7 protein-coding genes and 1 pseudogene are annotated in these 7015 nt (G+C 70.1%); 3 read left to right on the top strand and 5 right to left on the bottom strand.

Annotated elements, in window-relative coordinates; genetic code table 11:
* Positions 1 to 667, top strand: a pseudogene (locus CEX87_RS27310) (transglycosylase family protein); the annotation flags it as partial.
* An 85-nt stretch (positions 668 to 752) separates the two neighbouring features.
* On the opposite strand, the gene CEX87_RS26625 reads toward CEX87_RS27310, so the two are convergent.
* The 4 genes from CEX87_RS26625 to CEX87_RS26610 are packed head-to-tail and all read right to left on the bottom strand — an operon-like array spanning position 753 to position 2334.
* Entirely contained in the window at positions 753 to 1181 is a 429-nt protein-coding gene (locus CEX87_RS26625; protein WP_064397480.1) for a molybdenum cofactor biosynthesis protein MoaE, read from the bottom strand.
* Entirely contained in the window at positions 1178 to 1657 is a 480-nt protein-coding gene (locus CEX87_RS26620) for a MogA/MoaB family molybdenum cofactor biosynthesis protein (protein ID WP_064397482.1), read from the bottom strand. Before CEX87_RS26620 ends, CEX87_RS26625 begins: the two co-directional genes overlap by 4 nt.
* Positions 1654 to 2136: a cyclic pyranopterin monophosphate synthase MoaC gene (gene moaC / locus CEX87_RS26615; protein WP_082693647.1), complete on the bottom strand. Its 483-nt coding sequence runs from the start codon at positions 2134 to 2136 to the stop codon at positions 1654 to 1656. Before moaC ends, CEX87_RS26620 begins: the two co-directional genes overlap by 4 nt.
* The gene (locus CEX87_RS26610) at positions 2137 to 2334 is read right to left on the bottom strand and encodes a hypothetical protein (RefSeq protein ID WP_064397483.1); all 198 of its coding nucleotides are present in this window, start codon (positions 2332 to 2334) and stop codon (positions 2137 to 2139) included.
* Between the two features lie 59 nt (positions 2335 to 2393).
* Between CEX87_RS26610 and CEX87_RS26605 the strand changes: the two genes are divergently transcribed.
* Both CEX87_RS26605 and CEX87_RS26600 read left to right on the top strand, forming a co-directional pair.
* Positions 2394 to 4652, top strand: a complete 2259-nt coding sequence (locus CEX87_RS26605; protein WP_094289844.1) for a helicase-associated domain-containing protein — start codon at positions 2394 to 2396, stop codon at positions 4650 to 4652.
* A gap of 99 nt (positions 4653 to 4751) precedes the next feature.
* Entirely contained in the window at positions 4752 to 6401 is a 1650-nt protein-coding gene (locus CEX87_RS26600) for a DNA repair helicase XPB (RefSeq protein WP_064418788.1), read from the top strand.
* Here the strand turns inward: CEX87_RS26600 and CEX87_RS26595 are convergent.
* Positions 6398 to 6742, bottom strand: coding sequence for a cupin domain-containing protein (locus CEX87_RS26595; protein WP_064397489.1), 345 nt, complete (start codon positions 6740 to 6742; stop codon positions 6398 to 6400). The genes CEX87_RS26600 and CEX87_RS26595 overlap by 4 nt on opposite strands.
* Positions 6743 to 7015: the final 273 nt, after the last annotated feature.

The raw sequence follows: 7015 nt of genomic DNA, 5'->3' as shown, positions 1-7015 counted from the left end.
AGCACCGCCTGTCGACGCGCTGGCCGCCCCGGTCCCCGAAGCACCGCCCGTCGACGCGCTGGCCGCCCCGGTCCCCGAAGCGCCGCCCGTCGACGCGCTGGCCGCCCCGGTTCCGGAAGCCCCGCCCGCTCCGGCACCCGCACCCGAAGCTCCGCCCGCGCCCGAGTTCGACGCGTTGGCCGCCCCCGTTCCGGAGGCACCGCCGGCACCGTTCGACCCGCTGGCCCCGCCGGTGCCCGAGGCGCCTCCGGTCGACGCGCAGACCGTCGCCAACTGGGACGTCGCACCCGACGTGCCGGTCCCGGGTCAGCAGCCGGAACTGTGGTCGCTGCCCGTCGACGCGGCGCTCCAGCCCGCTCCGCAGGTGCCCCCTGCGCCCGCGCCTGCCGTCGAGCCGGTCGCGGCCGACGCCGGTGTTCCGCATCTCGCGAGCCCCGACAACCTGCCCGCCGGGACGACCGTTGACCGCGCCCAGGCCGGGGCCGACAGCCCGAACGTCTCCTACTTGAAGGAGATCTGGCACGCGATTCAGACGCAGGACATCACCGGCAAGGATGCGCTGCTCGCGCTGACCCAGCGGCCGCTCACCACGCCGGACGCCCCGGGCGGCCAGGCGCCGAACCTGCCGGCTGCGCCGGTCCCGAGCGCACCGCTGCCGCCTGCCTGATCACTCCCCGCGCGCTCGAGTGTGGAGTTGACGCACGCTTGCCACGCTACGCCGTGCCATAACCCCACACTCGGCGTGAGGACCGCTACGCGGAGTTCACCCATTCGTCGGAGCCGTCGGCGAAGAACTGGTGCTTCCAGACCGGGAGTCGCTCCTTGACGACGTCGACCAGCCGCGCGCACGTCTGGAACGCGGCCGCGCGGTGGTCGGCCGCGACGGCGGCAACCAGCGCGGCATCGCCGATCTCGAGGGCCCCGATGCGGTGGCTGACCGCGATGGCCCGGACGCCGTCGGCATCCGCGGCGATCTCAGCGGCCACCTCGGCAAGCGTCTGCGGCGCCGACGGATGCGCCGAATACTCGAGTCGCAGCACCGAACGCCCGCCGTCGTGATCGCGTACGACACCGGAGAAGCTCACCACCGCACCAGCCGAGGCATTGGCGACCAGGGCTTCATGGTCGGCTGACGCGATCGTCTCCTCGCAGAGGTCGGCACGCAGCACCACCGCCGTCATCGCGAGTGATCCTTTCCGCGGATCTGATCGAGCGCATGCTCGAGAACGCGGTCGAGCACGCCCAGTCCGTCTCTGACGCCGCCGGGCGATCCGGGCAGGTTCACGATCAGCGTGCGGTCCTTGACCCCAGATACCCCGCGCGACAGCACCGACGTCGGCACCTTGTCCTCGCCGGCCCGACGGATCGCGTCGGCAAGGCCGGGAATCTGATAGTCGACCAGCGCGGCGGTGGCCTCGGCGGTGCGGTCCGTCGGCGAGATGCCCGTCCCGCCGGAGGTGATCACCACATCGACGCCGTCGGCGACCGCGGCGGAGATGGCGTCGGCCACCGCATCGCCGTCGGGCACCACCACGGGACCCGGGGTGTCGATGTCACGGCCGGCGAGCCAGTCCACGACGATCGGCCCGCTGCGGTCCTCGTAGACGCCGGCGGCGGCACGCGTGGAGGCGACGACAACCCGACCCGACCGCGTCATCGGGTCCAGGTTCCGGTCTTGCCGCCCTCTTTGCGCAGCACCCGGATGTCGTCGATGCGGGCGGCGGGGTCGACGGCCTTGATCATGTCGTAGAGCGTCAGCGCGGCCACGCTCACCGCAGTCAGCGCCTCCATCTCGACGCCGGTGCGGTCCGTGCTGCGCACGGTGGCGGTGACGTCCACCCGCCCTTCGGCGTCGTCGCTCTCGAAGTCGACGTCGACCCCCGTCAGCGCCAACTGATGGCACAGCGGGATGAGGTCGCTGGTGCGCTTGGCGGCCAGGATGCCTGCGACGCGGGCGGTGGCCAGCGCGTCGCCTTTGGGCAGGCCGCCCGATGCGATCATCGCGACGACGTCGGGCGTCGTGCGGAGGGTTCCGGCCGCGACGGCGGTGCGCTTGGTGATGTCCTTTGCCGTGACGTCGACCATGTGCGCCGCGCCGGTCTCGTCGACGTGTGAGAGGCGGGCCGGCTCGGACACCTACTTGTTGACGACCGTCACCGCGTGCACGTACGGCAGGTCGTCCGCGGGCAGCGGGAACGTGATGTCGCCGAAGGGCGACAGCGCGCCGGTACGGTCGGCGGCCAGTTCGCTCACCGCGTGGTCGTCGTCACCGTCGATCTCGGGCCAGCCCGGATCGACGTACCGTTTCTTCCCCTTGTTGTCTGCCACGCCCATATTGTGGCAAATGCCTTCGCCGGTGGCGACACCGCCACACTCCTTTACGCTGGTCAGCAATGACCGAGAACGCATCAGGCCTCCCTCTGGGTGCCTGGTTGGCCGATCTCCCCGACGACCGGCTCGTCCGGCTGCTGGAGTTGCGGCCCGACCTGACCCAACCGCCGCCGGGGTCGATCGCTGCGCTGGCGGCCCGCGCTCAGGCCCGCCAGTCGGTCAAGGCCGCCACCGACGACCTGGACTTCCTGCGGCTCGCCGTGCTCGACGCGCTGCTTGTGCTGCACGCCGACACGACCGCCGTCCCGCTCACCAAACTGCTGGAGCTCATCGGCGACCGGGCACCCGAAGCAGCCGTCGCCGCGGCCGTGGACGATCTGCGCGACCGCGGGCTGGTGTGGGGTGACGCGGCGGTCCGGGTGGCGGCAGAAGCCGTCGCGGGCTTGCCGTGGTACCCCGGTCAGGCCACGGTCGAAGACACCGCCGCGAGCCCTCAGGACATCGCCGCCCGCCTGGAAACGCTCGACGGGGCACAGTCCGAGTTGCTGCAGAAGTTGCTCGAGGGTTCGCCGGTGGGCCGCACTCGCGACGCCGCACCCGGCACCCCGTCGGATCGCCCGGTGCAGCGGCTGCTGGCCGCCGGTCTGCTGCGCCAGGTCGACGCGGAAACCGTGATCCTGCCGCGACTCGTGGGCCAAGTGCTGCGCGGTGAACTGCCGGGACCCCTGCAGCTGACCGAACCCGACCCGGTGGTGTCGACGACGACAGCGGCCGACGCCGACGCGGTGGCCGCGGGCGCCGCACTCGACCTTCTCCGCGAGGTGGAGGTGGTGCTCGAAACCCTCGGCGCCACACCGGTTCCGGAGTTGCGCAGCGGTGGGCTCGGTGTGCGCGACGTCAAACGGCTCACCAAGGCCACCGGCATCGACGAACGCCGCCTGGGGCTGATCCTCGAAGTGACCGCGGGTGCTGGCCTCATCTCGGCGGGCATGCCAGAACCCGAACCCGAGGCCGGTGACGGGCCGTACTGGGCGCCGACGGTCTCATCCGACCGGTTCGTCGAATCCCCGACCGCGGTCAAATGGCACGTGCTGGCGACGACCTGGCTGGAGCTTCCAGGCCGGCCGAGCTTGATCGGCAGCCGCGGTCCTGACGGTAAACCCTATGCGGCACTGTCGGATTCGCTGTTCTCCACTGCTGCACCGCTGGACAGGCGACTGCTCCTCGAGGTGCTCGCGAGCCTGCCGGCCGGCGCGGGCGTCGACGCAGATGAGGCGTCGCGGGCAATGATCTGGCGCAGGCCGCGCTGGGGGGTCCGGTTGCAACCTGGGCCGGTCGCCGACCTGCTGACCGAGGCGCACGCGCTCGGACTTGTAGGGCGCGGTGCACTCGCCACCCCCGCTCGGACATTGCTCACCGACGCTCCTGCCGACGACGTCGTCAACGCGATGGACAAGGTGCTGCCCGCACCGATCGACCATTTCCTGCTGCAGGCCGACCTCACGGTCGTCGTCCCCGGCCCGCTGCAGCGAGAGCTGGCCGAACAACTTGCCGCGGTGGCGAGCGTGGAGTCGGCGGGCGCGGCGATGGTGTACCGGATCAGTGAGCCGTCGATCCGCCGCGCGCTCGACACCGGACGCACCGCGGGCGAACTGCACGCCTTCTTCGGTCGCCACTCGAAAACTCCTGTGCCGCAGGGTTTGACGTATCTCATCGACGATGTGGCCCGTCGGCACGGCCAGTTGCGTGTCGGCATGGCGGCGTCGTTCGTGCGGTGCGAGGACGCAGCGCTGCTCGCACAAGCGGTGGGCGCACCGGCGACCGAGGCGCTGGAGATGCGCCTGCTCGCGCCGACGGTCGCGGTGTCGCAGGCGCCGATCGCCGACGTGCTCGCGGCGCTGCGCCAGGCCGGCTTCGCGCCGGCGGCCGAAGACTCGACCGGAGCGATCGTCGACATCCGCGCCCGAGGCGCGCGGGTGCCCGCTCCGCCGGGACGACGGCGCACGTACCGACTCGCCCCGACCCCCACCAGCCAGACGCTCGGTGCGATCGTCGCCGTGCTGCGCAAGGTGGCCTCGGCCCCGACCGGCGGTATGCGGTTGGACCCGGCGGTGGCGATCAACCAGTTGCAGGAGGCCGCGCACATGCAGGCCTCGGTCGTGATCGGGTACGTCGATCCCGCGGGGGTGGCCACCCAACGTGTCGTCGCACCGATCAATGTGCGGGGCGGGCAGCTGACGGCATACGACCCCGCGTCGGGGCGGGTGCGCGATTTCGCCATCCACCGCATCACCTCGGTGGTCGCCGCCGACGAGCAGTAGAGCGAGCGACCGCGCAATGCCCAGCTCAGACGGCGTGGCGGCGGTCAGACACGGTCTCTCGCGGGTGGGGACGTCCGAGCGGTCTGGATAATGGATGGGATGACCGACGGCCCCCTGATCGTGCAGTCCGACAAGACGGTGCTGCTCGAGGTCGACCATGAACAAGCGGGCGCGGCGCGTGCCGCGATCGCCCCGTTCGCCGAACTCGAGCGCGCCCCCGAGCACATCCACACCTACCGGATCACCCCGCTGGCGCTGTGGAACGCGCGCGCCGCGGGGCACGACGCCGAACAGGTCGTCGACGCGCTGGTGTCGTTCTCCCGCTACGCGGTGCCCCAGCCCCTGCTGGTCGACATCGTCGACACCATGGCCCGCTACGGGCGGCTGCAACTGGTCAAGCATCCGGCTCACGGCCTGATGCTGGTGAGCCTGGACCGCGCCGTGCTCGAGGAGGTGCTCCGCAACAAGAAGATCGCGCCGATGCTTGGCGCGCGCATCGACGACGACACCGTCCTGGTGCACAACAGCGAGCGCGGCCGAGTCAAGCAGATGCTGCTCAAAATCGGCTGGCCCGCAGAGGATCTCGCGGGTTACGTCGACGGCGAGAAGCACCCGATCAGCTTGGCGGAGAACGGCTGGCACCTCCGCGACTACCAGCAGATGGCCACCGACTCGTTCTGGGAGGGCGGATCCGGGGTCGTCGTGCTGCCCTGCGGCGCGGGCAAGACCCTCGTCGGGGCGGCCGCGATGGCGAAGGCCTCGGCGACCACGCTAATCCTGGTGACCAACACCGTCGCCGGACGGCAGTGGAAACGCGAGCTGATCAACAGGACCTCGCTCACGGAGAACGAAATCGGCGAATACTCCGGGGAACGCAAGGAGATCCGGCCGGTGACCATCGCCACCTACCAGGTGATCACTCGGCGCACCAAGGGCGAGTACCGGCACCTCGAGTTGTTCGACAGCCGCGACTGGGGGCTGATCATCTACGACGAGGTGCATCTGTTGCCCGCACCGGTGTTCCGGATGACGGCCGATCTGCAGTCGCGTCGTCGACTCGGCCTGACCGCCACACTGATTCGTGAAGACGGCCGCGAGGGTGACGTGTTCTCGTTGATCGGACCGAAGCGCTACGACGCGCCGTGGAAGGACATCGAGGCCCAGGGATGGATCGCGCCCGCCGAATGCATCGAGGTGCGAGTGACGATGACCGACAACGAGCGCATGCTGTACGCGACCGCCGAACCCGACGAGCGGTACAAGCTGTGCTCGACGGCGCACACCAAGATCGCGGTGGTCAAGTCGATCCTCGACAAGCACAAGGGCGAGCAGACGTTGGTGATCGGCGCCTACCTCGACCAGCTCGAGGAACTCGGCCGAGAGCTCGACGCGCCGGTCATCCAGGGTTCAACGAAGACCGCGGAGCGCGAAGTGCTTTTCGATCAGTTCCGGCGCGGTGAGATCTCAACGCTGGTCGTGTCGAAGGTCGCCAACTTCTCCATCGACCTGCCGGAAGCCAGTGTCGCCGTGCAGGTTTCGGGCACCTTCGGATCCCGTCAGGAAGAGGCGCAACGCCTGGGGCGGCTGCTGCGGCCCAAGGCCGACGGCGGGGGCGCGATCTTCTACTCCGTCGTCTCGCGCGACAGCCTCGACGCCGAATACGCCGCGCACCGTCAAAGGTTCCTCGCCGAGCAGGGCTACGGCTACGTCATCAAGGACGCCGACGACCTGTTGGGACCCGCGATCTAGACGTGCGGGCCCACCGGGTTCGACACCGTCAGCAAGATCGCGGAGTCCTCGAGCGCCTGCAGTCCGTGCCGGTCCTTGGGCACCACGATGTGGTCGCCTTCGGACCCCTCCCAGTTGGCGGACGCATGGGTCAGCCGTACGCGGCCGTGCAGGACCTGCAAGGTGGCCTCCCCGTTCGTCTCGTGCTCGGTCAGTTCCGAGCCGCCGGTCAAGGCGATCAGCGTCTGACGCAGTGAATGCTCGTGGCCGCCGTAGACCGTGTGCGCGCTGCGACCGCTACTTGCGGCGCGGGCCGTCTCGAGTTGCTCACGTGCGAGCGCGGTCAGCGAGGTCTTGTTCATCGCGGGCTTCCTGTCGAGGGCTGGTCGATTTGGAAATTCAGCAGAGAAACCAATCTTAGTGACGGTCCATCCACCGCAAGCGGCCGCATCGAGACCGTCGTAAATGAGCGTCCGAGGCGGTGAGGCGCTAGCCTGCTTACCCATGACCAGTCGCCGTAGCGCCACGTCCGCTCAGGCGGTCAAAGTCGGACTCGTCGGCGTCGCCATCGGTCTGGGTGCGCTGACGTCGGCCGGGTTCGCGACGGCGGATCCCGAGGTCCCGCCCCTCCCCGC

Source organism: Mycobacterium lehmannii (genome assembly GCF_002245535.1).
In the GTDB taxonomy this organism is placed as follows: domain Bacteria; phylum Actinomycetota; class Actinomycetes; order Mycobacteriales; family Mycobacteriaceae; genus Mycobacterium; species Mycobacterium lehmannii.
The sequence above is the reverse complement of the archived record's forward strand: the minus strand, read 5'-3'. Positions and strand labels throughout refer to the sequence as shown.

What these genes read in the sequence shown, in the direction of transcription:
- CEX87_RS26625 (WP_064397480.1), bottom strand. Translation starts at nt 1,181, where the DNA reads ATGACGGCGGTGGTGCTGCGTGCCGACCTCTGCGAGGAGACGATCGCG.
- CEX87_RS26620 (WP_064397482.1), bottom strand. Translation starts at nt 1,657, where the DNA reads ATGACGCGGTCGGGTCGGGTTGTCGTCGCCTCCACGCGTGCCGCCGCC.
- CEX87_RS26610 (WP_064397483.1), bottom strand. Translation starts at nt 2,334, where the DNA reads ATGGGCGTGGCAGACAACAAGGGGAAGAAACGGTACGTCGATCCGGGC.
- CEX87_RS26605 (WP_094289844.1), top strand. Translation starts at nt 2,394, where the DNA reads ATGACCGAGAACGCATCAGGCCTCCCTCTGGGTGCCTGGTTGGCCGAT.
- CEX87_RS26600 (WP_064418788.1), top strand. Translation starts at nt 4,752, where the DNA reads ATGACCGACGGCCCCCTGATCGTGCAGTCCGACAAGACGGTGCTGCTC.
- CEX87_RS26595 (WP_064397489.1), bottom strand. Translation starts at nt 6,742, where the DNA reads ATGAACAAGACCTCGCTGACCGCGCTCGCACGTGAGCAACTCGAGACG.